Source organism: Marinifilum breve (genome assembly GCF_003202155.1).
Classification (GTDB): Bacteria; Bacteroidota; Bacteroidia; order Bacteroidales; family Marinifilaceae; genus Marinifilum; species Marinifilum breve.
The window spans coordinates 1-22,006 of sequence record NZ_QFLI01000011.1 but is presented as its reverse complement, the minus strand read 5'-3'; the positions used below and the strand labels follow the sequence as shown (position 1 = coordinate 22,006).

Genomic DNA, 22,006 nt, shown 5'->3' with positions numbered 1-22,006 from the left:
TTTTAAATATCTAAACTTCTTAAAATCCATACCCCACAGGACCATGCCCCGGTACACTTACATAACCTCTGGTATTGCCTTGATCGTAATTGCCTGCACTAAACCGGGTCGACCAAAAATTATCGCCGCCACTTCCTTTTCCGCTATAGCCATTTTGCTGTGCGGCCAAGTATAAATTTACGGTAGGGATGGGATTTCCGACATAACCTGCATTTCCCAAATGATCGAACCAATAGTTTCCTGGTTGGATATAATAACCCAATACATAGCTCCAAACCAGCCATTCATTTTGTGGCAATTCCCTGCCATTTACAATCACATTGGTTTTACCATTCGAGGCATTACGCTTTAAGTGGCCCAAGTTGTGATTGGGCAGCATAAACCCAAAGGAAGCATAGCCAACAACACCATACAAACCACTGGTTTTATCGTACCAATAGTTACCCGGCAGAGGTTTGGCACCGTAATATTTTTCAAACTCTTCAATTTGTGTTTGGTTCAACTCAATATTGTTGATGATTACTTTTTCATCTTGCGATAGTGCTGGCAAGGTAAAAATGAGGAAGACTAATAGTAAGCATATCGATTTCATTTCTGTAGGTTTTTAAAGTGAAAAAAGAATGCTGTAAGTAGGTGTGAGATTGGTGTAGCTAAATTACAACAAAGTGAGAGGGATGTCAATAACACTCTTTGGGTTTTGGTATGATTCCCAAAATGTTTGTGATAAATCTTAATGTTTTCGCTGAAGGAATGTAATTATATACTTAACCTGCGACTATCCATCTAGAAAATAAATCGTTTTTTATTCCTGATAAAAGTAGACAAAACACTGATTAATTGATTTTTTAATCAAAAAAAGAGATGATTTCATGTTTGAATTGAAAATAAATGTTAAATTCATAATTGAATAATAAAAATAGATGTGGCGATTTTGTTGTTGAATTACTGATGTTTGCTGGTGTTGAGTGTGGATAGGAATTTATGATTGATTAAACAATTGAAACCGACTAACCCAAATAAATACAAGTAGAATCTTTAAAATTTAAGAAGATGGCAAAATTATTGAACGACAAAATGTCGTCGCAGACTCACATGAGCAATACGAACCGTCATATTCGCTTGTGTAATCAAACTCAGGGAGCTGAGGACTTATCAAAAGCAATAGCTCCAAAGGTAAGCAGTTTGAAAGAGAAGAATGCAGCAACTCTTTCAGCAAAAGAGAATCGTGATGCTGCATACGATGTATTGGTATATAAGGACGCTGTTTTGGATGATATCATTCGAAACATTTCTGATTCGGCCAAGCAGTACGATCGTAGAAATCCGGGCCGCCCTACTTACAACTTGTTGTTCCCTGATGGGAAGTATTCCGATATTATTCGTGCATCTTTTACAAAAGAGGTGGGCTTGGCTATTCAGTTATCGGAACGATTAACTTCTTTGGGAGCAGAACATGAGTTGAATGGGAATGTAGCTTTATTAACTAGTGCAATTACCGATGTTCAAACAGCTCTAACAAATCTGTCTGACGAGGATAATAAGGTGAAAGTTGCAGTAGCAAATGAAGAATTGGCTCAGGCCGATTTGCGCCAACAGTACGAATACAACTATTTGGATGCTACAAAATTGTTTGGCAAGAAATTCGCTGACCGATTGTTCCCTAAAACGGCTCCAAAACCAAAAGAGGTTGAAGAAGAAGTATCAGAAGAAGCATAAATTTGGGTTAGTTTGCTGGAAAATGTGCTTTGCAAGCCTGCAAAGTGCATGCTCCGCAAATTGAATGAGCTTTGCAGACGTGCGAAGCTCATTCTACTACAAAAAAATATGCTTCTCATGCATGAGAAGTACTTTCCACCCAAATCGAATATGCTTTGCACGCGTGCAAAGCATATTTTTTTACGGGAGAACATGCTTTGCAAGCTTGCAAAGTATATTCCACCACAGAAAAATGATCATCACATGCTTGCAAAGAACATTTTTTTTGAGAAAAATATGGTTTGCATGAGTGGGAGGGTGGTTTTACTGGAATAACTAATGATCTGCACATTACATATGCTCTTTGATGCTCTCACTTTGTATTGAGAGTATCAATAAAAATATTGGGAGTCTCAGCTGAAGTGAGAATCTCATGTTTAGATAAACAAAAGCCACTCCCCATACGAGAAGTGGCTTTTCATTTTGGATTTCTGGTTAGTTGTTGAAATCAAATATTGTTGAAGAAGTGTAGAAACTCTTCTGTTTTTTGCACCATTTTGGTTGAACCAGTATAGAAAGGCACACGTTGGTGAATGGAATCTGGTTTAATTTCCAAAATTCTCATGTCGCCGTTGGTAGCCATACCACCAGCTTGCTCGGCAATAAATGCAACAGGGTTACATTCGTAGGTTAAGCGCAATTTACCATCCGGATTTTTATTGGTTTGAGGGTAAATAAAAATACCACCTTTTAAAAGGTTGCGATGGAAATCGGCTACCAAAGAACCAATGTATCGCGAAGTAAATGGTCGTTTGCTGCGAGCATCTTTCTCCTGGCAATACTTAATGTATTTTTTTACTCCTTGTGGGAAATTAATATAGTTCCCCTCGTTAATGGAATAAATGGTTCCCGATTTTGGTGTTTTAATGTTTGGATGCGACAAGCAGAATTCCCCGATCGACGGATCAAGTGTAAATCCGTTTACACCATTACCAGTGGTATACACCAACATGGTTGAGGATCCGTAAATTACATATCCGGCAGCAACTTGCTTGGTTCCTTCTTGCAGGAAGTCTTCCATATTGGCAACTTGTCCGCGAGGTGTAACACGCTCAAAAATCGAAAAAATTGTTCCAATAGAAACATTCACATCAATGTTCGAAGAGCCATCCAATGGATCCATGCAGAAAACATACTTTCCGTTTTTGCACATCTCATCTTCGAAAATAATGATGTCTTCGTTCTCTTCCGAGGCAACAGCAGCACATTCGCCACTTGCTCGTAATGCATCAATAAAGTGTGTATCGGCAAAAACATCTAGCTTTTGCTGATCTTCCCCCTGTACATTCTGATCGCCATGATCGCCAAGAATATCTACCAACCCGGCTTTGTTTACAGCACGGTTTACAATTTTGGCAGCAACTCCTACGTGATGAAGCAAACGAGATAGCTCTCCCTTTGCTCCTGGATGATCAGACTGACGCTCAATAATAAATTGATTCAGGGTTTGAACATTATTGTGTTCAGTCATTTTAAAAAGGCTTTTGGTTTACATTCATTTGGTGGCATAAAGTTATGGTTTTTTATTTAAAGCCAAACCCCTATTTCAAACGTTGACAGAAAAGTTTTTTTCTAATCTAAATAGCATTTCTTACGGTTAAATCGAATTTAAAGGATTTCACACTGATTTTTTATCTTAAAATATGTGAAAAAATCAAAATGTTGAAAAATAATTTTGCTTTGCTCAAGCATTATTTAGTACCTTCAATTTTTATTAAAATCGGCGAAAGCCAAAATCAATAAAACTTAAGCAATTTTCCATGAACATATTTAAATTTGGTGGTGCTTCGGTAAACAGTGCCGAGGGTGTCAAAAATTTTGTAAAGATTGTTCAATCTTATAAAGACGAAACCATAATTGTTCTTTCGGCAATGGGTAAAACTACCAATGCTCTAGAGCAAATTACCGATGATTTTTGTGCAAAATCAGATGCTGTAGAATCAAAGTTTCGTGAGGTGAAGTCTTATCATTTCGACATCATTAATGAGTTGTTTGCAAATAAGGAGGATGCGGTTTATGAAAAAGTAAATCGATTGTTCGAGAAGTTGCATGCCTATTTGCAGGGAGAACCAACTTTGGATTACGATTTTGATTACGATCAGATTGTTTCGTTTGGTGAGTTAATTTCAACTACCATTGTCTCGGAATATCTAGGCAAAAAAGGTTCGCCAAATAAATGGGTGGATATCAGAACTTGTTTAAAAACGGATAATAGCTACCGAGAAGGAAAAATTGATTGGGATCTTTCGCACAAGTTGGTGCATCAAACTTTTAGCTTTAACAGCACTTTTGTGTATGTAACACAAGGTTTTTTGGGCGGAACAACAACCAACCAAACCACTACTTTAGGTCGAGAGGGATCAGACTATACAGCTGCCATTCTTTCCTACATTTTAGATGTTGATAAATTGTCAATTTGGAAAGATGTTCCGGGAATTATGAATGCTGATCCGAAATGGTTAGATGATGCTCAGAAGCTGGATAGAATTTCATATCAGGAAGCCATTGAGTTGGCATTTTATGGAGCAAAAGTAATTCATCCAAAAACCATTCAGCCCATCAAACGAAAGAAGATTCCTTTGCAGGTACGATCATTTATCAACTATAGTGAATCGGGCACTTTAATTAGCACAGCATCAAAGAAGATGGAAAAGCAATTGCCTGTTTATATTCGCAAACAAGATCAGGTGTTGATATCCATTCGTCCTACTGATTTTTCTTTCATTTTAGAGGAGAATTTAAGTTCCTTGTTCGCACTTTTTGCAAAGCATCGAATGAAGGTCAATCTAACTCAAAATTCGGCAATTAGCTTTTCGGTTTGTGTAGATAAAGCCGAAAGAAGATTGAACAATTTACTGGGTGAAATTTCTAAGGATTTTGAAGTGAAATACAACGACGATGTGGAGCTCATTACCATTCGTCATCATGATGATGAGGCGGTGGAAAGAATGACTGCCGGAAGAGAAATTTTATTGGAACAACGCAGTAGAGATACCGCACAATTTGTGATTGTATAAATCAATTTACATAGATATTGTTAGGACATGTCATGGCATGTCCTTTTTTGTATATTCACCTCAACCTATCCTTCTCCTTGAGGAGAAGGAAACGCCTAATTTAAATTTTTGCAGACAACTCCCCTTCACCTTTAGGAGAAGGGGCAGGGGGATGAGGTTTTTAAATTTTTTTTCACAAAAAAATCACCCTTTGCATATATAAGGTATAGTTAGCACATTTTCAGGAGATAAAATTTAAGAGGTTTGTCTCTTTTATTTGGAGATTAAAAAATCATGCCTATATTTGTTGCAGATATTTAAGGTAATACTCGCAGGAGGATATCATTAATTTATACAGAAGAAGTGAGAGAACAGGCTCGATGACCTTCTGACAACCCCGGCAAAAACCAAAAGCTGAAAGGTGTCAAATCCTGACCATTTAATTTGGTGAATATAAATTAAACGATCATGAAGAAGACAGAAATTCACAATCAAAAGCAGGCTCAACAAGAGCAAAACATTCAGTTGCAAACTTTGGCATCTATTACCACTATGATGCGAATGCAGCGAATGATGCGTATGCTGTAACGCATTCTGTCTAAATTTTTTCCCTATTTTTTAGATGCTGGTGCGTATAAAAGAACCTCGAACCAGGGAATTCAAATTCTAATTTATTTTTTCAATTGTTTCTGATTTTCAGAAATAGGAATTGATACAGTCAAAATCGAATTTATCTAACTATTCGATTCGATCGTAAACAAGCTAAATAAAGAATTTGCGACAACCAGAAGCCTTTCGCTTCTAACAATTAACCAATTTTAAAATCAAGGATTAAATCCTAAGCTGCTAATACTTGCAAGACATTTAAGCATCATGTAATTAGCTGTAAGCTGATAGCTTGCGGCTGGCAGCTAAAAAAAAATAGAATCGCCATGTCAATTAATTTAAGATACGAAACACTACAGATACACGCAGGACAAGAAGTTGAAGCAACAACAAACTCACGTGCAGTTCCTTTATATCAAACTACAGCTTACACTTTTAATGATTCAAAACATGCAGCTGATTTGTTTGGGTTGAAAGCGTTTGGAAACATCTATACTCGCTTAATGAACCCAACCAATGATGTATTCGAGAAAAGAATTGCTGCCTTGGAAGGTGGAGTTGCAGCGGTAGCAACAGGATCTGGTCAGGCAGCTCAATTTTTGGCATTAACCAACATTCTGGAAGCAGGTGATAATTTCATCAGTGCTTCACAAATTTACGGAGGAACCTACAACCAGTTTAAAGTACAGTTCAAGCGTTTGGGTATTCAGTGTAAGTTTGTTGATATCGATTACCCTGAAACCATTGTTCCATTAATCGATGAAAATACAAAAGCGATTTATGTAGAGGCATTGCCAAATCCAAAGTTCTCAATTCCTGATTTCGAGAAGGTATCAGCCATTGCAAAAGAACACGATTTGCCTTTGATCGTGGACAACACTTTAGGAGCAGGAGGATATTTGTTCCGTCCATTGGAACATGGAGCTAATGTTGTTGTTGAATCGGCAACCAAATGGATTTGTGGTCACGGTACGGCAGTTGGTGGTGTACTTGTTGATGGAGGAAACTACAATTGGGGCAATGGTAAATTCCCTCAGTTTTCTGAGCCATCAGAAGGATATCATGGTTTGGTTTTCTCAGATGTATTTGGAGTAGATGGGCCATTTGGAAACATTGCTTTTGCAATTCGTGCCAGAGTTGAAGGTTTGAGAGATTATGGATGCAGTCAAAGTCCATTCAATTCATTCTTGCTATTACAAGGTTTGGAAACACTTTCTCTTCGTTTGGATCGCCATGTTGAAAATACTTTAGCACTTGCAGAGTGGTTGCAAGAGCAAGATTGGGTAGAGCAGGTGAATTATCCAGGTTTGCCATCGAGTCCTTACTACGAAAGAGCGAAGAAATATTTCAAGAAAGGTGCTGGTTCGGTTCTTACTTTCAAAGTAAAAGGTGGAAAAGAAGTTGCCGATAAATTGGTAGATGGAGTAGAATTACTTTCACATGTTGCCAACTTAGGAGATGCCAAGACTTTGATTATTCATCCAAGTTCAACAACTCATGAGCAACTGTCTTTGGAAGAACAAAAGGCATCAGGAGTAGAGCCAGGTTTGCTAAGAATATCTGTAGGTATTGAGCACATCGAAGATATCAAAGCTGATATCAAACAATCGGTTGAAAAGGCCATTAATGTAGAGACAATCAATTAGTTCTTATAGCAATCCCGAACGGAATTCTTATTTGTAAAAAATCCGTTCGGGAGACTTTTAACATCCTTACCACAAGGGATTTTCACAAAAACACTAATACCAATTTCATTAAAGGGTGAGCTAATTAAAATTGAATTGTTTTGTGCTAACGCAAGGCAAAAAAGTAAGGCATAGCAGAGTTACGGCGCATCTTTTTTAACGAAGCAGTAGTGCAAAAGAAACAATTTTAAAGATCAACCTTTAGTTAATTTGGTATAGAACAATAATCAAAATTTTTAACCAGTGAATCCAAATTGTTACATCCATAAAGAAGGTTTACAACTTGAATCGGGCGAACGTCTGAAGGAGTTGACCATTGCTTATCACACCTATGGGGAGTACGATCCTTCGCGAAATAATGTGATTTGGGTTTGTCATGCACTTACTGCCAATTCTGATGTTTTTGATTGGTGGGCAGGACTTTTTGGCGAGAATGACTTTTTTAATCCCAAGGATTATTTTATTGTATGTGCCAATTTTCTTGGTTCGTGCTATGGAACTACGGGACCTCTTTCTAAAAATCCGGAGAATGGACAAGCTTACTATCACGATTTTCCGCAACTGACCGTACGCGACTTGGTGGCAGCACACGAAATTTTACGAAAACATTTAAATATAAATCGCATTCATATGATGATTGGTAGCTCACTGGGAGGCATGCAAGCCTTGGAGTGGGCTTATTTGTTGAATGGTAAGTTAGACAATTTGGTGGTTTTGGCATCGAATGCCAAGCATTCACCTTGGGGGATTGCCTTTAACGAATCGCAACGAATGTCGATTGAAGTAGATCCGACCTGGAAGGAATCAAATGATGAGGCCGGGTTGAATGGTATGAGAGTGGCAAGGTCAATAGCCTTATTGAGTTATAGAACCTATGCAACTTACGATCATTCGCAACAAGAAAATGAAGAAGGTAAGACCGACGATTATCGTGCAAGTTCTTATCAAAGATACCAGGGGGAAAAGTTAGCTCGTCGATTTAATGCATACTCATATTGGCACTTGTCAAAAATCATGGACAGTCATGATATGGGAAGAAATAGAGGAGGATTGATTACTGCTTTGAAGGAAATCAAATCACGAACATTAGTTATCGGAGTTGATTCAGATCAGATTTTCCCAATAAATGAACAGAAATTCATAGCGGATCATATTCCGCAAGCTCAATATCTGGAAATTCATTCGCTGTATGGGCATGATGGATTCCTTTTAGAACAAGAACAATTAACCAAAGTATTACAATCATTTTTAATCGAAAACAAAATCAATGAGCAATAAACTTAAAATAGGTGTATTCGGATACGGAGTTGTTGGTTCCGGATTGGCCCACGTTCTGAAAAATAGCAAAGGCTTGGATGCCTCTATTGTAAAGGTATGTGTAAGAGATGGTGAAAAGGAGAGAGATTTGGATTCAGCAGTTTTGACCACAAACCCTGATGATATTTTGAACGATCCTGAAATTAATGTTGTTGCGGAATTGATTGATGATGCGGATGCAGCTTATCAGATTGTAAAGACAGCTTTGAAAAATGGAAAGCATGTGGTTTCGGCCAATAAGAAAATGTTGGCTTACCATATCGAGGAATTAATTCAATTGCAATGGCAGCACAAAGTTTCATTTGTGTATGAAGCATCGGCTTGTGGTAGTATTCCAATTATCAGAAATCTGGAAGAATACTACGATAATGATTTGTTGCAATCGGTAAGTGGAATCCTGAATGGTTCATCGAATTACATTCTTACGAAGATTTTTAACGAAGGCTTAGATTACAATGTTGCTTTAAAGCAAGCACAAGATTTAGGTTTTGCCGAAAGTGATCCAACATCAGATGTTGATGGTTTTGATACATTATATAAGTTGATCATTTTAACGGTTCATGGTTTTGGACTTTTTGTACATCCTGACCAGGTATTCAACTTTGGAATTTCAAACCTATCGCCAAAGGATATCGAATTGGCATCGCAGAAAGGTTATAAAATCAGATTGCTTGGAAAGGTAACCAAGGTGAATGGAAACCATGTGAACCTTTTGGTTGCTCCTAAGTTTGTAAAACCTGAAGAGCATGCATATACTGTAGAGAGCCACTACAATGGAGTGTTGATTCAAGGAAATTTCTACGATAACCAATTCATGTACGGAAAAGGAGCAGGAGCACATCCAACTGGTTCTGCTGTATTGTCGGATATCACTGCTTTGGCTTACGATTATAAATATGAATACAAAAAGCTGAAATATTATGGAGGCTTGGAGTATACCAACGATATGGAAGTTGAGGTTTATCTGAGATATACAAATAAAGATGATTTGTCTCTATTTGAGTTCAAAGATATCAGCGAATCTCTAACAGGAAAAGAATTCAATTATGTGATTGGAACATTGAATCTTTCACAATTGATTAAAATTCGTCAACAAATTCAAGGAAGAGATATTTTCCTTGCCTATTTGGGAGATGAATAATTTTTAAAGTCCCCTCTTGAGAGGGGATATGAGGAGTGTTACACAAACATTCCCACCATAATCCCCCTTCCAAGGGGGAATCAAAAAAGCAACAAGTAAAATGATAATATACAAATTCGGTGGCGTATCAGTAAAAGATGCTGCTGCCATACAAAATATCTGTCAGATAATAGCTAAGGTAAAAAGACCCCTTACTGTTGTGATTTCGGCAATAGGTTCAACCACAAACCTGCTGGAAGAACTGATAGATGCATATTTTTCGGGTAGCGATGAAGCCTGGAAACACTTCGATATACTGAAAAAGAACCACATTTCAGTACTCAACGATTTATTTGAAGAAGTGCCAGAACACATTGCCTCGGAATTAAACGCTCTTTTCGTCGAGCTGGAAACCAAAATTTCAAAACCATCATCTGATCAGTTCAACTTTGAATACGATCAGATGATTGGTTTTGGCGAGTTGCTTTCAACAACCATAATTTCTGCTTACTTGAATGAAACTGGTCAAAAAAACCAATGGGTTGATATCAGAACCTGTTTGGATTCGGATGACAATTATGTAGATGCCAATATCAATAGGGAATCATCTAAAGAAAAAGCAAATGCGAAGTTTGTTAACAACGAGGAGGCACTTTATATCACTCAAGGTTTTATTGCCAGCGATGATAAAGGGTATACAACTTCATTGGGAAGGGAAGGTTCGGATTATACCGCTGCCATTTTGGCTCATTTGCTTGGCGCAGATAAAATGATCATTTGGAAAGATGTGTTGGGAATATTGAATGCTGATCCAGACTATTTCGATACAACAACCAAGTTGGATTTGATTCCATATCATGAAGCAATAGAGTTGTCGTATTATGGCGCAAGAGTAATTCATCCGAAAACCATTAAGCCTTTGCAGGCAAAACAGATTCCTCTTTGGGTGAAATCTTTTATCGATCCATCGCAAAAGGGAACCTTGATTACAAAGGGAGAACAGCCTCAACCCATGTTGCCAAATTATATCGTGAAGAAAAAACAGGTGATGGTGAACTTGAAGCCTTTAAATTTTTCATTTATAGGCGAAAAAGATTTGGTTTTTATCTTTTCTCTCGTGACAAAGTTTAGAATTAAGCTTAATTTTACTCAAAACACCGCTGTTAGTTTTGCATTTTGTGCCAATAGTTCGGCCAGAAATATTAAAGAATTAATAGATGAGTTGTCGAAGAAATATGAGGTAGATCTTAGTGATGATCTGGAATTGATAACAGTTCGACATTATACACCAGCTACGATCGAAGAAATTCAAAACAAACATCACGTTTTGGTAGAGCAAAAAAATACCAATACTGCTATTTATTTAACAGTGGCAAATTGAATTTAAGAATCAAGCTAATTGCTAACAGCTTTAAATAATATGGAGCAAAATTTTACGATAAAAGAAGCATTAAAAAATCAGATTCTGGTTCTGGATGGAGCAATGGGAACCATGATTCAAGCTTATGGATTAAAGGAATCGGATTTTAGAGGAGAAAGATTTGCTAATATTTCAGCTGATCAGAAAGGACACAATGATTTGTTGACGCTGACTCAGCCTGATATCATTAAGAATATTCACCTGGAGTTTTTAAATGCCGGTGCAAATATCATAGAGACCAATACCTTTAATGCAAACGCAATTTCTTTGATTGATTACCAATTGAAGGAGCTTGCTTACGAATTAAATGTTGAGGCGGTGAAGAATGCTCGAAGAGCAATTGAAGAAATTCAAAAAACAGATCCTCATACGCCAAGATGGATTGCAGGAGCAATTGGTCCAACCAATAAAACCACATCCATGTCTCCAAAGGTGGAAGATCCAGGTTATAGAGATGTGAGCTTTGATGATTTGGTAGAGATCTACACAGAACAAATCAAGGGTTTGGTAGATGGAGGTGTTGATGCCTTACTAATTGAAACCATTTTTGATACATTAAATGCAAAAGCTGCTGTTTTTGCTGCAGATCAATTATTGGAAGAAAGAGGATTGGATCTACCAATCATGATTTCAGGAACAATAACCGATAATAGTGGAAGAACCTTATCGGGACAGACTCTGGAAGCCTTTGTAACTTCGATGAAGTGTGACAGATTGTTGAGTATTGGATTGAATTGTGCTTTTGGGGCTAAAGATTTGATTCCATTTATTCAGCAATTGGATACTTTGCTACCAGTGTATGTGAGTGTATATCCTAATGCTGGGTTGCCAAACGAATTGGGGGAGTATGATGAAACTCCTGCAACTATGGTTAGTGATTTAAAGGAGTTGCTGGAAAACAAAAAGGTAAATATTGTAGGTGGTTGTTGTGGAACAAGACCCGACCATATTGCTGCAATTGCAAATGCAGTTAAAAATGCTGAACCAAGAGAAATTCCTGTTGTTGAAACAGAAACTCGCTTGAGCGGATTGGAGATGTTGCGCATTAACTCGATGAGCAACTTTGTAAATGTTGGGGAACGCACCAATGTTGCAGGTTCTCGAAAATTTGCACGATTGATCCGCGAAGAAAAATATGAGGAAGCATTGTCAATTGCTCGATCTCAAGTAGAAAATGGAGCTCAAATTATTGATGTAAACATGGATGATGCCATGTTGGATGCCGAGAAAGAAATGGATGTTTTCCTGAAGCTGTTGGTTTCAGAACCAGAAATTTCAAGAGTTCCTGTCATGATTGACTCTTCGAAATGGTCTGTTCTGGAAGCAGGCTTGAAGTGTGTGCAGGGAAAATCAGTAGTAAATTCCATTTCGTTGAAAGAAGGTGAAGAGGAATTTATTAAATATGCTACCCAAATTAAAAGATATGGAGCTGCTGCAGTAATCATGGCTTTTGATGAAAAAGGTCAGGCTGATACTTACGTGCGCAGAATTGAAATTTGTGGCAGAGCTTATCAAATACTAACAGAAAAAGTGGGTTTCCCACCAGAAGATATCATCTTCGATCCAAATGTATTGGCAATTGCAACAGGGATTGAAGAGCACAATAATTATGCAGTTGATTTTATTAAGACTGTAAAGTGGATCAAAGCGAATCTTCCACATGCAAAAATTAGTGGAGGTATCAGTAACCTGTCTTTCTCTTTCCGTGGAAACAATGTAGTTCGTGAGGCAATGCATTCGGTTTTCTTGTATCATGCCATTAAAGAAGGTTTGGATATGGGAATCGTTAATCCTGGAATGTTGCAGATTTACGATGAGATTGAACCTGAATTATTGGAGAAGGTTGAAGATGTTGTTTTGAATAGAAAGCCAGATGCAACAGAGGTTTTAATTGAATTTGCCGAAGGTTTAAAATCGGCAGGAACTACCCAGGTAAAAGCAGATGCCTGGAGAGAAAAATCGGTAAATGAGAGATTATCCTATTCATTGGTAAAGGGAATTACCGATTACATAGAAGAGGATGCAGAAGAGGCACGTCAAAACTATCCGAAAGCATTAGAGGTAATCGAAAAACCTTTAATGGATGGTATGAATGTGGTTGGTGAACTGTTTGGCGATGGAAAAATGTTTTTGCCTCAGGTAGTGAAATCTGCAAGGGTAATGAAAAAAGCTGTTGCATACCTTCAACCATTTATCGAAGAAGAAAAAAGCAATGCTGCCGATGCCAAAAATGCAGGTAAGATATTAATGGCAACCGTAAAAGGTGATGTTCACGATATCGGTAAAAATATTGTTGATGTTGTTTTGGGCTGTAACAATTTCGAGGTAATCGATTTGGGCGTAATGGTTCCATGTTCGAAGATATTGGAGGTGGCCAAAAAAGAAAATGTTGATGCCATTGGATTAAGTGGTTTGATTACTCCATCTTTGGAAGAGATGTGTTTTGTTGCAGAAGAAATGCAGCGAGAAGGCTTCGATATTCCTTTAGTAGTAGGAGGTGCAACCACATCAGAATTGCATACGGCTGTTAAGATTGAACCTAACTATAAAAATGGAGTAGTGCATGTGAGTGATGCTTCTCAATCAGTTGGGATCTTCAAGAAATTGTGTGATAAAAGCAAACGTGAAGAATATTTAGCTGAAGTAAAAGAGCAATATCAACAGGTACGAGAGAATCATGCCAAGCAGAAATCGGCTGAATATTATTCTTTGGAAGAGGCGAGAGCAAATGCAGAAGCAATTGATTGGACAAAGTCACCAATATACAAGCCAAAGAAAACAGGCTTACAAGTACAGAAAAATTTCTCGATAGGTGAGATCAGAAAATATATCGATTGGACTTTCTTCTTTGTAGCTTGGGAATTGAAGTGCATGTATCCTGAAATCATGGAAGATCCGGATTACAAGGATGAGGCCAAGAAACTTTTCGACGATGCCAATAAAATGTTGGACAAGATCGAGAAAGAGAATCTTCTGGAAGCAAGTGCAGTTTATGGATTGTTCCCAGCGAATGCAGTGGGCGATGATATTGTGATTTATTCTGATGAGGAAAGAAGTTCCGAATTGAAGCGATTCACGCAAATTCGTCAGCAGGAAAAATTCTCAAAAGGCTTAAGTAATTTATGCTTGAGTGACTTTGTGGCTCCTCTTGAGTCGGGAAAAATTGATTATGTAGGTGCATTTGTTGTAACAGCAGGACTAGGAATAGAAGCGAGTCTGCAAAAATATGCCGAGGACAATGATGATTACAACAGCATCATGATTAAGATTTTGGCTGATCGATTGGCAGAAGCCTACACCGAATTGTTGCATGAGCAAATCAGAAAAGTAGATTGGGGATATGCAAATAGAGAAGACTTGAGCGTGGAAGAAATGTTGCGTGAGAAATACCAGGGAATTCGTCCAGCATTTGGATATCCATCACTACCTGAACATTCCGAAAAGAAGGTGCTTTGGGATTTCTTGCAGGTTGAGGAGAATATTGGTGCTACATTAACAGAAAGCTATGCCATGTATCCGGCTGCTTCGGTAAGTGGATTGGTATTGGCTCATCCCGATGCAATCTATTTCTCTATTGATAAGATAAAGGAAGATCAACTGCAGGATTATGCCCAGCGTAAGGAATTATCAGAGGATAAAGCTAAGAAGTTGTTGACAGCAATTCTGTAGAAACATCAAATTAATAGAATACGATTTTTGAGATTTAATAAAATCTCACATCTAAAATTAACCAATGAAAGTAATTGAACATTTAAATCAAGCAATTGAGAATAAAACCACACACTTCTCTTTTGAACTATTGCCTCCATTAAGGGGTAATAGCATATATAAGGTATTTAATACCATCGAAAAACTTAAGGAATTCGACCCAAAATACATTAATATTACAGCACATCGAGATGAGGTGGTTTTCGTTGAATCGGCAAATGGAGCTTTCGAGAAAAAGATTACTCGTAAGCGTCCTGGTACTGTTGCAGTGGCCGGAGCAATTCAGAATAAATACAAAATTACTGTAGTTCCTCATGTAATTTGTAGTGGATTTACTCCCGAAGAAACAGAGAACGCTCTTTTGGATTTGAACTTTTTAGGGATACATGATTTGTTGCTTCTTCAAGGTGATAAATCGCCACGTCATGATTTCATTCCAAGTGAAGGTGAGCACAAATATGCTATCGATCTAATCGGGCAGGTGAACGATGTTAATAAAGGAAACTTTTTGGACGGAACTCATGTTGAGCCATTCGAAACTCCATTTTCTTATGGTACTGCCGGATATCCTGAGAAACATGAAAATGCTCCAAATATGGAATCGGACTTGTATTGGCTGAAGAAAAAAGTGGATGCTGGAGCAGACTATATCGTAACTCAAATGTTTTTCGATAATCAGAAATTCTTTGATTTTGAGAAAAGAGTGCGTGAAGCTGGTATAACTGTTCCTATTGTTCCGGGAATAAAGCCTATTTCAGCTCTTTCGCAATTAAATGTGCTTCCACAGATTTTTAAAACTGAAATACCAGAAGCATTAGCTGCTGAAGTTCGTAAATGTAAATCCAACGATGAGGTAAAACAAGTTGGTGTAGAATGGGGAATTCAACAAAGTAAAGAGTTGATTCAACATGGAGTTCCTTCGCTACATTTCTATACATTAATGGCTTCAAGTTGTGTGCGAGATATCGCAAAAGCGATTTATTAATGATTTCCAAAATAAATCAAGATCCCTTTTCAATTAAGAAGAGGGATTTTTTTATGCAGTAACTGCAATAAAAGGCAGTTTGTCTCAGTTTAAAAATAAAATTGATAATTAATGAACATATGAGAAAGACAATTATTCTATTGCTATTGATGAGTGGGGCTTTTATTGTAAAAGCGCAGGTATTTAATACTTCGGGTATTTTAAAAGGAGGAGAGGCTGCAATTGGTTTTGAACCATCTTTGTTAGTGTACGATGGAGATACCGATTTTATGATGTTTTTTCATGCAGGTGTTGGATTAGGGCAGAATATTGACTTGGGAGCAAAGTTTGGTGTTTTTGGAGATGAGAATTATTATGGGGGAGATGTTGAATTTGGTTTCAGCAAAACACTTTCGCTATCAGCAGGAGCTCACCATTTTCACGATTTTGCATTGGATGGAACGGCAAATGTTACTGTACCCTTGGCACGAGGGACCAAATTGATAACAGGTCTGGATATGGATATAGTTTTTGGTGATGAAACTAAAATTCCTCTTTGGATTCCATTAGGAATAAGAGTTTCGGTTGGTAATGGTTGGTCATTAATAATGGAGACAGAAATTGAGTTGACTGATGAGGCTTACCACTATTTTGGTGTTGGAATGGCGTATGGTTTTTAGATGAAAAAATAGCTTGGTTTAGGTTAAAGTAACATAGTTTGCAAAGTTGCTAACAGTCTGTTAATAATGTGTTTTGATTCTGAATTGAAATTAGAGTATATTAATGTCTAGATAAACTTTAATCTTTAAAAACCACAGCTGCCACATGGAAAAAGAAAAATCTGCTATTGAAAAATTAAAAGATTTTGCTCTCAAAACGCATCGTAAAATTGATTTTAGCGATAAAGCGTATCCTTCTAATGCACTACACCCTGTAAGTTTCCACCGAAGATTTGTAAGCATACCTGGTAATGATTACAAAAGAGTCTTTTACGCTTGTTTTGAAGATTCTCGAAAATTGGATAATTATTCAGTATATAGTGGTGTGTTTTTTCCTATTGATGTTTCCAATGAGACAAAGATCTGTGTTCGAAAAAAACACATGTTCGATAAAATGAGCCTGTTTGGGAAAAAGCAATATTACAAAACAGGTGTTGATTCATTTGATTCTCAAGTAGTATTTGATGAGTTTACAGCAATAGGTACCAATAAGATTTTTACCAATGACAAAATCCAAAATTTAATTTTAAAAGTTTTTGATTTTGATGCCAGATTAAGGGTTGGTATAAATATGTTGAATCTTGATTTTATGCCTGACTTAAGAGGTAGATCATATATAGGAATATATACAACACAAGGTTGGTATACCAATTCATCTGAGATTGAAATTCTGTTTGATTTGACAGAGCAATTGCAAAAGCAATCAGTATTTATAAGAGAACCGGAGTTGGTTGCACAATTTTAAGCAATAATAAAAGCAAGCCTCAATTCATCATGAATTGAGGCTTTTGAATTTTACGATGCAAACTCATCAATTATTTTTTGTGCGGTAACTTCAGAAAGTTTAATGTTCGATTCATGAGTCCATCCACCAACATGCGGACTCAATAAAACATTTTCAGCTTCAATTAAATATTGAAATTCAGCAGGAAGTTCTGATGCGTGCAAATCTTCAAAAGAAGTTTTTTCGTATTCCAGTACATCCAAACAAGCTCCTTTTACTTGTCCTGATTTTAGATTCTTTACCAAATCAGCAATTCGAACTACCTTTCCACGTGCAGTATTAATTAAGAAAATCGGTTTTTTGAATTGATTTAGAAATTCGTCATTCACCATAAACATGGTTTCCTCGGTTTGTGGAACATGCAAACTCAAAATATCGCATTGTTCAAATAAATCTTCCAATTGCTTTTCTTGACAATATTCATCGGTATAGTCAAACTTGTATTTATCGTAGGCAATTACTTTACAACCAAACCCTTTTAGTCTTTGCGCAAAAGCTCCACCCATGTTTCCGTATCCAATAATCCCTACGGTTTTACCCATAATTTCGATGCCTCGATTTTCTTCACGTCTCCACATTCCATTGCGAACTTCCCAATTACAACGGCACAAATTATTGAATAGAGTTAATAGCATACCTACAGCATGTTCACCAACGGCATCGCGGTTTCCTTCCGGAGCATTAAAACATCTTATGCCTTTGCTTTCGGCGTATTCCACATCAATATTTTCTAATCCTGCACCAACTCTACCAATAAACTTCAGATTGGAAGCAATATCAAGTTCTGTTTTGGTCAATTTGAATTTACTTCGAATGATAAAACCATCAAATTCAGGAAATATTTTTAATAACTCCTCTTTGTTTTTTTCAGGAGCGTAAGTGCAGTCGAAGCCCGCAGTTTCAAGCATCTCCAATAAGCGAGGATGTGTAGAATCTATAAATAGTACTTTCATTTTTTTATTTACATATAGTCCCGATTGCTACCGAGAGTAATTGATTAGGTGTTGAGAATGAAACTCTCAAGCGATGCAAAGGTACTTTTTTCACTCTGATTATGCCTTGGAACTTTAGGAAGAAAATGGAAAAAGCAAAAACTTATACCAGTTATAAAAAATAGAGAGCTATTTTAAGCTCTCGCATAGTTTAGTTATAATGCCGATATATAATATTGTTAGGCATTAGAAGTGAAGCGCGCTAATGGTTTATACAAATTAATAATCGGTATAATACTTTTTGTAGTGGATCAAAAGAGCATTTTATCAATGACTGATGAGAATGGAAATGACAAACCGCTGTGGTGAATTGCACTTTCTAAATCCAAAATGGAATTTAATCATGAATTATTGATGAAATTCCTGATTTTATTGACACTTTAGCTTACTTACAGGGGGTGCGGACGAAATTCCGAGGGGTATGTAAGTAACCTACAAGGTGCTCGGACGAAAATACAAGCCCATTTCACAAGTTAGCAATCGGCTCGGATGAAAATACAAAGGCCTTGCATACATTAACAATGGCCTTGGACGAAATTCCGAGGGGTATGTAAGTAACTTACAAGGTGCTCGGACGAAAATACAAGCCCATTGCACAAATTAGCAATCAGCTCGGATGAAAATACAAAGGCCTTGCATAAATTAACAATGGCCTTGGACGAAAATATATACACATTGCATAAGTGAATAATCGTCTCGTAAAATCCTAAGCGATTTTCATATTAAAAAATAGTCAGTAACTCGCTTTAGAATCTACTTTTGTAAGTCAATTACAAAACTGGCTTTATAACCTCTCAGTTTTCCAGTAGTATCGAATATTTCGAAGCCAAACATCAACTTTTTAACTTCCTTTCTTAGTTCTAACTGATCTTTATCCCAATACCAATTTTCTTCAAACTGAATTTTTCCTGTTCTCTCACTCAAATCGTTTTCTTTAATAATTTGCTTGATTTCACTTATGGATAATTCGTGATTGTCGTAATAATCATATGCCTTTAAATTGCCAGCTTTTACTTCTTTTAAAACTTGCTCAATTAGATAAGAACTATTGGTGTTCTCAAGACATTCATTTAGCCATTCATCATCCGGATTTGGATTTTTTACAATCACCTCATAAATAATAGGATCAGCAAGAAGCTCACCTTCAGTATTTGTAGGAGAATTTTCTGGTTTGTTTTGGCAAGAAAATAAAAACAGCCCTGAAATAATCAGAGCTGTTGATGTATAATAGAATTTTTTCATGTTCTATATATAATGTATTTGTTAACGATCGAAACTTAAGCGCATACCTTTCATGCTTTCATCAAACTTACCATTGTCATACACCAAATGTCCATTCACAAAAGTTTTATCAATCATGTATTGGAATTTTTCTCCATCGAAAGGAGTCCAACCACATTTATACAATGTATTCTCTTTGTTGGCAGTCCAATCTTCTTCCTTAACCAATACCAAATCTGCATAATACCCTTTACGGATAAAACCTCTTTTCTCTACTTGGAAAATCTCAGCAGGAGTGTGACACATCTTTTCAATCACTTTTTCAAGACTAATCTTGCCGCGTCGTGCTTGCTCCAACATTGCCACAAGCGAATGTTGAACCAATGGGCCTCCACCAGCTGAATTCAAATAGTTGCCATCCTTCTCTTCTTCAGTATGTGGTGCATGGTCGGTCGCAATTACATCCAACCTGTCATCTAGTAAGGCTTCCCAAAGTTTATCCTGATCAGCCTTAGTTTTAACGGCAGGATTCCAGCGAATTCTAGATTTTTTGGTCAGGTAATCCTGATCATCGAACCATAAGTGATGCACACAAACCTCAGTAGTAATTCTTTTATCTTTCGAAGGGATCAAATTGTCGAATAAATCCATCTCCATTCCAGTAGATAAATGTAGAATGTGCAAGCGAGTGTTGTATTTCTTAGCCAACTCTACAGCTTTCGATGAAGATTTGTAGCAGGCTTCTGCACTTCTAATCACACCATGATATTCCATTGGAATGTCTTCACCATATTTTTCAACGTATTCAGCCTGATTTTTTTCAATGGTTGGAGTATCCTCACAATGTGTAGCAATCAAAAGAGGAGCTTTTTCAAAAATCTGAGAAAGGGTATCAATATCATCTACCAACATATTTCCGGTCGATGATCCCATAAATATCTTAATCCCACAAACCGATTTTGGATCCGTTTTTAAAATTTCCTCCAAATTGTCATTGGTAGCACCCATGTAGAACGAGTAGTTTGCCAACGATTTTTCAGCGCCCAGCTTATATCTTTCAGTAAGCAATTCCTGCGTTACCGTTTGTGGCTTTACATTAGGCATATCCATAAAGGAAGTGGTACCGCCAGCAACAGCTGCTCTCGATTCGGTATACAAATCACCTTTGTGTGGCATGCCTGGATCACGAAAATGTACCTGGTCATCAATCACACCAGGAATTAGTAATTTGCCTCCAGCATCAATTACCTTCCACGATGGATCAATCTTTTCAGGAGCAGAAGTATAAATTTCTTCAATCAATTGATCTTTCACCAGAACACTTCCAGCGAATTTCTTGCCTTCATTAATAATTAAGGCATTTTGTATTAAATAAGTCGACATTTTGGTTGTTTAGTTCTAAGTATTTTAAAATCTATCTTTCGTATTTGGTAAAAAAGCTACGCAGTTTCATTTTAATCACACCCCACACAGCTTCATTAAAAATACCACCACTCATTTTCGAGGTTCCTTGTGTTCTATCTGTAAAAATGATAGGTACTTCAATAATATTAAAGCCAAATTTCCATGTGGTAAATTTCATTTCTATCTGGAAAGCATATCCTTTAAATCTAATTTTATCCAGATTGATGGTTTCAAGTACCTTTTTGGTATAGCATTTAAAGCCAGCAGTTGCATCATGAATTTTCATTCCTGTTACAATTCTTACGTACTTAGATGCAAAATAAGACATCAAAACTCTACCCATAGGCCAATTTACAACATTTACACCAGAAACATAGCGTGAACCAATGGCCATATCACCACCTTGATTAGCGCAAGCCTCATATAAACGAACCAAATCTTCAGGGTTGTGCGAAAAATCGGCATCCATTTCAAATACATATTCGTAATTGTTTTCAAGTGCCCATTTAAAACCAGTAATATAAGCGGTACCTAAACCAAGCTTTCCTTTGCGCTCTATAATGTGTAGTTGAGAAAACTCTTTCTGCAAACTTTTTACAATAGCTGCAGTTCCATCAGGAGAATTGTCTTCAATTACTAGAATATCAAAAGCTGTTTCCAGCGAGAATACCTTTCTTACAATGGCTTCAATATTTTCCTTTTCATTGTAAGTAGGGATAATAACAAGTCTATCTGTCACCTTCAGAGAATTAAAGTGTAAAACATTTTCTAAGCACGAAGATAGTATATCTGTAATAAAACTGTCATTTCCATACGTTAAAAAGAGTGAAATCCGTCATTAATTATGCCGGTTCCCTTCGGGTCGGGCTATCCGCTATATCTTTTTCTCATGCTTCGAAAAAGGATACCGCTTCTATCCCTACCGGATTGTTTCGAATGATTGTGCATGAAAAACTCAGCGAATAGACATTTAAAACAATCGAAAAATACATTCGCTGAAATTTTCTCAAAAATTTTTCCATCGGATCTTCAGTAAGTTAGTCTGTGTTGGTTAAAAAACTTAAAGTTTTGATTTGGAAATTTGTGAAAGTATGCGTTATCTTTGCACCCGCTTTACAAAGGTAGGGCGTTGGAGGAAACATGATGAAAAGGGTGGTTTAGCCACGATTTTGCATGGTGTTTTTTCATTTTGAAATTTTTAAAGTTTTTTTTCGAGAGCATTTGGAGTTGTGAAAATAATTTATTTATCTTTGCAGCCGCTTTTGATGGGGATAGCGATTCTTTGAAGCACTAGTATCTATGAGGCTTTCGAAAG

16 protein-coding genes and 1 riboswitch are annotated in these 22,006 nt (G+C 37.0%); of the genes, 10 read left to right on the top strand and 6 right to left on the bottom strand.

Features of this window, described 5'->3' with window-relative positions; genetic code table 11:
- Positions 1 to 19: 19 nt before the first annotated feature.
- Positions 20 to 592 (bottom strand): hypothetical protein, encoded by a 573-nt coding sequence (locus DF185_RS19330; RefSeq protein WP_133250094.1) that lies wholly within the window; start codon positions 590 to 592, stop codon positions 20 to 22.
- Between the two features lie 458 nt (positions 593 to 1,050).
- Between DF185_RS19330 and DF185_RS19325 the strand changes: the two genes are divergently transcribed.
- Positions 1,051 to 1,716, top strand: a complete 666-nt coding sequence (locus DF185_RS19325; RefSeq protein WP_133250093.1) for a hypothetical protein — start codon at positions 1,051 to 1,053, stop codon at positions 1,714 to 1,716.
- A 487-nt stretch (positions 1,717 to 2,203) separates the two neighbouring features.
- On the opposite strand, the gene fbp is transcribed toward DF185_RS19325, so the two are convergent.
- A complete protein-coding gene (gene fbp, locus DF185_RS19315; protein WP_110362725.1) occupies positions 2,204 to 3,226 on the bottom strand; it encodes a class 1 fructose-bisphosphatase in 1,023 nt (340 codons plus the stop codon).
- Between the two features lie 289 nt (positions 3,227 to 3,515).
- Here fbp and DF185_RS19310 point away from each other — a divergent pair, with 289 nt between their 5' ends.
- The 9 genes from DF185_RS19310 (at position 3,516) to DF185_RS19270 (ending at position 17,035) form a co-directional block, all read left to right on the top strand.
- Positions 3,516 to 4,772, top strand: coding sequence for an aspartate kinase (locus DF185_RS19310; RefSeq protein ID WP_110362723.1), 1,257 nt, complete (start codon positions 3,516 to 3,518; stop codon positions 4,770 to 4,772).
- A gap of 326 nt (positions 4,773 to 5,098) precedes the next feature.
- Positions 5,099 to 5,211: riboswitch (SAM riboswitch) on the top strand.
- 472 nt (positions 5,212 to 5,683) lie between these two features.
- Positions 5,684 to 7,003, top strand: coding sequence for an O-acetylhomoserine aminocarboxypropyltransferase/cysteine synthase family protein (locus DF185_RS19305; protein ID WP_110362721.1), 1,320 nt, complete (start codon positions 5,684 to 5,686; stop codon positions 7,001 to 7,003).
- 282 nt (positions 7,004 to 7,285) lie between these two features.
- A complete protein-coding gene (locus DF185_RS19300; RefSeq protein ID WP_110362719.1) occupies positions 7,286 to 8,320 on the top strand; it encodes a homoserine O-acetyltransferase family protein in 1,035 nt (344 codons plus the stop codon).
- On the top strand, positions 8,310 to 9,500 hold the full coding sequence (locus DF185_RS19295) for a homoserine dehydrogenase (RefSeq protein ID WP_110362717.1): 1,191 nt from the start codon (positions 8,310 to 8,312) through the stop codon (positions 9,498 to 9,500). The genes DF185_RS19300 and DF185_RS19295 overlap by 11 nt, the downstream gene beginning before the upstream one ends.
- Positions 9,501 to 9,600: 100 nt before the next feature.
- Positions 9,601 to 10,860 (top strand): aspartate kinase, encoded by a 1,260-nt coding sequence (locus DF185_RS19290; protein WP_110362715.1) that lies wholly within the window; start codon positions 9,601 to 9,603, stop codon positions 10,858 to 10,860.
- A 39-nt stretch (positions 10,861 to 10,899) separates the two neighbouring features.
- Positions 10,900 to 14,568 carry a methionine synthase gene (gene metH / locus DF185_RS19285; RefSeq protein WP_110362713.1) on the top strand — a complete coding sequence of 1,223 codons (3,669 nt, stop codon included), beginning with the start codon at positions 10,900 to 10,902 and terminating at the stop codon, positions 14,566 to 14,568.
- A 64-nt stretch (positions 14,569 to 14,632) separates the two neighbouring features.
- Positions 14,633 to 15,592, top strand: coding sequence for a methylenetetrahydrofolate reductase [NAD(P)H] (gene metF / locus DF185_RS19280; RefSeq protein WP_110362711.1), 960 nt, complete (start codon positions 14,633 to 14,635; stop codon positions 15,590 to 15,592).
- A gap of 119 nt (positions 15,593 to 15,711) precedes the next feature.
- Positions 15,712 to 16,251, top strand: a complete 540-nt coding sequence (locus DF185_RS19275) for a hypothetical protein (RefSeq protein ID WP_133250092.1) — start codon at positions 15,712 to 15,714, stop codon at positions 16,249 to 16,251.
- 145 nt (positions 16,252 to 16,396) lie between these two features.
- On the top strand, positions 16,397 to 17,035 hold the full coding sequence (locus DF185_RS19270; protein ID WP_110362707.1) for a hypothetical protein: 639 nt from the start codon (positions 16,397 to 16,399) through the stop codon (positions 17,033 to 17,035).
- Positions 17,036 to 17,085: 50 nt separating this feature from the next.
- Here DF185_RS19270 and DF185_RS19265 read toward each other — a convergent pair whose 3' ends face one another.
- From DF185_RS19265 to DF185_RS19250, 4 genes are all read right to left on the bottom strand, one after another.
- Positions 17,086 to 18,027 carry a 2-hydroxyacid dehydrogenase gene (locus DF185_RS19265; protein ID WP_110362705.1) on the bottom strand — a complete coding sequence of 314 codons (942 nt, stop codon included), beginning with the start codon at positions 18,025 to 18,027 and terminating at the stop codon, positions 17,086 to 17,088.
- Positions 18,028 to 18,819: 792 nt separating this feature from the next.
- A complete protein-coding gene (locus tag DF185_RS19260; RefSeq protein ID WP_110362703.1) occupies positions 18,820 to 19,308 on the bottom strand; it encodes a hypothetical protein in 489 nt (162 codons plus the stop codon).
- 21 nt (positions 19,309 to 19,329) lie between these two features.
- Positions 19,330 to 20,670 carry a dihydroorotase gene (locus DF185_RS19255; RefSeq protein ID WP_110362701.1) on the bottom strand — a complete coding sequence of 447 codons (1,341 nt, stop codon included), beginning with the start codon at positions 20,668 to 20,670 and terminating at the stop codon, positions 19,330 to 19,332.
- A 31-nt stretch (positions 20,671 to 20,701) separates the two neighbouring features.
- The gene (locus DF185_RS19250; protein ID WP_243421802.1) at positions 20,702 to 21,430 is read right to left on the bottom strand and encodes a polyprenol monophosphomannose synthase; all 729 of its coding nucleotides are present in this window, start codon (positions 21,428 to 21,430) and stop codon (positions 20,702 to 20,704) included.
- Between the last annotated feature and the right edge of the window lie 576 nt (positions 21,431 to 22,006).

Coding starts and splice junctions, on each gene's coding strand:
- metF (WP_110362711.1), top strand. CDS start 14,633: ATGAAAGTAATTGAACATTTAAATCAAGCAATTGAGAATAAAACCACA.
- DF185_RS19330 (WP_133250094.1), bottom strand. CDS start 592: ATGAAATCGATATGCTTACTATTAGTCTTCCTCATTTTTACCTTGCCA.
- fbp (WP_110362725.1), bottom strand. CDS start 3,226: ATGACTGAACACAATAATGTTCAAACCCTGAATCAATTTATTATTGAG.
- DF185_RS19325 (WP_133250093.1), top strand. CDS start 1,051: ATGGCAAAATTATTGAACGACAAAATGTCGTCGCAGACTCACATGAGC.
- DF185_RS19290 (WP_110362715.1), top strand. CDS start 9,601: ATGATAATATACAAATTCGGTGGCGTATCAGTAAAAGATGCTGCTGCC.
- metH (WP_110362713.1), top strand. CDS start 10,900: ATGGAGCAAAATTTTACGATAAAAGAAGCATTAAAAAATCAGATTCTG.
- DF185_RS19260 (WP_110362703.1), bottom strand. CDS start 19,308: ATGAAAAAATTCTATTATACATCAACAGCTCTGATTATTTCAGGGCTG.
- DF185_RS19310 (WP_110362723.1), top strand. CDS start 3,516: ATGAACATATTTAAATTTGGTGGTGCTTCGGTAAACAGTGCCGAGGGT.
- DF185_RS19255 (WP_110362701.1), bottom strand. CDS start 20,670: ATGTCGACTTATTTAATACAAAATGCCTTAATTATTAATGAAGGCAAG.
- DF185_RS19295 (WP_110362717.1), top strand. CDS start 8,310: ATGAGCAATAAACTTAAAATAGGTGTATTCGGATACGGAGTTGTTGGT.
- DF185_RS19305 (WP_110362721.1), top strand. CDS start 5,684: ATGTCAATTAATTTAAGATACGAAACACTACAGATACACGCAGGACAA.
- DF185_RS19275 (WP_133250092.1), top strand. CDS start 15,712: ATGAGAAAGACAATTATTCTATTGCTATTGATGAGTGGGGCTTTTATT.
- DF185_RS19265 (WP_110362705.1), bottom strand. CDS start 18,027: ATGAAAGTACTATTTATAGATTCTACACATCCTCGCTTATTGGAGATG.
- DF185_RS19270 (WP_110362707.1), top strand. CDS start 16,397: ATGGAAAAAGAAAAATCTGCTATTGAAAAATTAAAAGATTTTGCTCTC.